The organism is Escherichia sp. WS338 (genome assembly GCF_046486405.1).
Taxonomy (GTDB): domain Bacteria; phylum Pseudomonadota; class Gammaproteobacteria; order Enterobacterales; family Enterobacteriaceae; genus Escherichia; species Escherichia coli.
This window is the reverse complement of sequence record NZ_JBJQLL010000085.1, coordinates 1-2,583: the sequence shown is the minus strand read 5'-3', so window position 1 is coordinate 2,583 and position 2,583 is coordinate 1. Positions and strand designations below refer to the sequence as shown.

2 protein-coding genes and 2 pseudogenes are annotated in these 2,583 nt (G+C 53.5%); 2 read left to right on the top strand and 2 right to left on the bottom strand.

Features of this window, described 5'->3' with window-relative positions:
* Positions 1-120: 120 nt before the first annotated feature.
* Positions 121-594 carry a trimethoprim-resistant dihydrofolate reductase DfrA17 gene (dfrA17, locus tag ACJHWT_RS25245; RefSeq protein ID WP_001389366.1) on the bottom strand — a complete coding sequence of 158 codons (474 nt, stop codon included), beginning with the start codon at positions 592-594 and terminating at the stop codon, positions 121-123.
* Positions 595-751: 157 nt separating this feature from the next.
* Here dfrA17 and intI1 point away from each other — a divergent pair, with 157 nt between their 5' ends.
* Positions 752-1,765 (top strand): class 1 integron integrase IntI1, encoded by a 1,014-nt coding sequence (gene intI1 / locus ACJHWT_RS25240; protein ID WP_000845048.1) that lies wholly within the window; start codon positions 752-754, stop codon positions 1,763-1,765.
* Between the two features lie 202 nt (positions 1,766-1,967).
* Positions 1,968-2,126: pseudogene (locus ACJHWT_RS25235) on the top strand (EAL domain-containing protein); the annotation flags it as partial.
* A gap of 36 nt (positions 2,127-2,162) precedes the next feature.
* Here the strand turns inward: ACJHWT_RS25235 and ACJHWT_RS25230 are convergent.
* A pseudogene (locus ACJHWT_RS25230) lies at positions 2,163-2,583 on the bottom strand (IS6-like element IS26 family transposase); the annotation flags it as partial.

Sequence of the window (2,583 nt, the reverse complement as noted above, 5' to 3'; positions counted from 1 at the left end):
CACAGAATGATGTCACGCTGAAAATGCCGGCCTTTGAATGGGTTCATGTGCAGCTCCATCAGCAAAAGGGGATGATAAGTTTATCACCACCGACTATTTGCAACAGTGCCCAACGCATTGTTAGCCTTTTTTCCAAATCTGGTATGTATAATTTATATTAGACATAAAAAACTGTTCAAAAACCAAATTGAAATTCTCAGGCATTATAGGGAATTTGATATCACCTTCGACTTCAACGTGAACAGTAGACAAATGAATTATATCTGCTTTTTCAATAAGGCTATTATAGATTTGACCCCCGCCAGAGACATATACATGATCTGTAACTTTTGATAGCTCTTTCAAAGCATTTTCTATTGAAGGAAAAACTAGGACGTTTTCATTTGAGCTTGAAATTCCGTTCTTTGACACTACTGCATATTTGCGATTTGGAAGAACACCCATAGAGTCAAATGTTTTTCTTCCGACAAGGAGCCATTGATTATATGTGAGCGCTTTAAAGAGTAGTTGCTCACCTTTTACTGACCACGGGATATCAGGACCACTACCGATTACGCCATTTTCTGACACTGCAGAAATCAATGATATTTTCAATTTAACTCCCTTAATGGCTAACTTTGTTTTAGGGCGACTGCCCTGCTGCGTAACATCGTTGCTGCTCCATAACATCAAACATCGACCCACGGCGTAACGCGCTTGCTGCTTGGATGCCCGAGGCATAGACTGTACAAAAAAACAGTCATAACAAGCCATGAAAACCGCCACTGCGCCGTTACCACCGCTGCGTTCGGTCAAGGTTCTGGACCAGTTGCGTGAGCGCATACGCTACTTGCATTACAGTTTACGAACCGAACAGGCTTATGTCCACTGGGTTCGTGCCTTCATCCGTTTCCACGGTGTGCGTCACCCGGCAACCTTGGGCAGCAGCGAAGTCGAGGCATTTCTGTCCTGGCTGGCGAACGAGCGCAAGGTTTCGGTCTCCACGCATCGTCAGGCATTGGCGGCCTTGCTGTTCTTCTACGGCAAGGTGCTGTGCACGGATCTGCCCTGGCTTCAGGAGATCGGAAGACCTCGGCCGTCGCGGCGCTTGCCGGTGGTGCTGACCCCGGATGAAGTGGTTCGCATCCTCGGTTTTCTGGAAGGCGAGCATCGTTTGTTCGCCCAGCTTCTGTATGGAACGGGCATGCGGATCAGTGAGGGTTTGCAACTGCGGGTCAAGGATCTGGATTTCGATCACGGCACGATCATCGTGCGGGAGGGCAAGGGCTCCAAGGATCGGGCCTTGATGTTACCCGAGAGCTTGGCACCCAGCCTGCGCGAGCAGCTGTCGCGTGCACGGGCATGGTGGCTGAAGGACCAGGCCGAGGGCCGCAGCGGCGTTGCGCTTCCCGACGCCCTTGAGCGGAAGTATCCGCGCGCCGGGCATTCCTGGCCGTGGTTCTGGGTTTTTGCGCAGCACACGCATTCGACCGATCCACGGAGCGGTGTCGTGCGTCGCCATCACATGTATGACCAGACCTTTCAGCGCGCCTTCAAACGTGCCGTAGAACAAGCAGGCATCACGAAGCCCGCCACACCGCACACCCTCCGCCACTCGTTCGCGACGGCCTTGCTCCGCAGCGGTTACGACATTCGAACCGTGCAGGATCTGCTCGGCCATTCCGACGTCTCTACGACGATGATTTACACGCATGTGCTGAAAGTTGGCGGTGCCGGAGTGCGCTCACCGCTTGATGCGCTGCCGCCCCTCACTAGTGAGAGGTAGGGCAGCGCAAGTCAATCCTGGCGGATTCACTACCCCTGCGCGAAGGCCATCGGTGCCGCATCGAACGGCCGGTTGCGGAAAGTCCTCCCTGCGTCCGCTGATGGCCGGCAGCAGCCCGTCGTTGCCTGATGGATCCAACCCCTCCGCTGCTATAGTGCAGTCGGCTTCTGACGTTCAGTGCAGCCGTCTTCTGAAAACGACAATGGAGGTGGTAGCCGAGGGTGTGGAAACACCCGACTGCCTTGCGTGGTTGCGGCAGGCGGGTTGCGACACGGTGCAGGGTTTCCTGTTCGCCAGGCCGATGCCGGCGGCGGCCTTCGTCGGCTTCGTCAACCAATGGAGGAAGGCACTGTTGCAAAGTTAGCGATGAGGCAGCCTTTTGTCTTATTCAAAGGCCTTACATTTCAAAAACTCTGCTTACCAGGCGCATTTCGCCCAGGGGATCACCATAATAAAATGCTGAGGCCTGGCCTTTGCGTAGTGCACGCATCACCTCAATACCTTTGATGGTGGCGTAAGCCGTCTTCATGGATTTAAATCCCAGCGTGGCGCCGATTATCCGTTTCAGTTTGCCATGATCGCATTCAATCACGTTGTTCCGGTACTTAATCTGTCGGTGTTCAACGTCAGACGGGCACCGGCCTTCGCGTTTGAGCAGAGCAAGCGCGCGACCATAGGCGGGCGCTTTATCCGTGTTGATGAATCGCGGGATCTGCCACTTCTTCACGTTGTTGAGGATTTTACCCAGAAACCGGTATGCAGCTTTGCTGTTACGACGGGAGGAGAGATAAAAATCGACAGTGCGGCCCCGGCTGTCG

What these genes read in the sequence shown, in the direction of transcription:
- intI1 (WP_000845048.1), top strand. Translation starts at nt 752, where the DNA reads ATGAAAACCGCCACTGCGCCGTTACCACCGCTGCGTTCGGTCAAGGTT.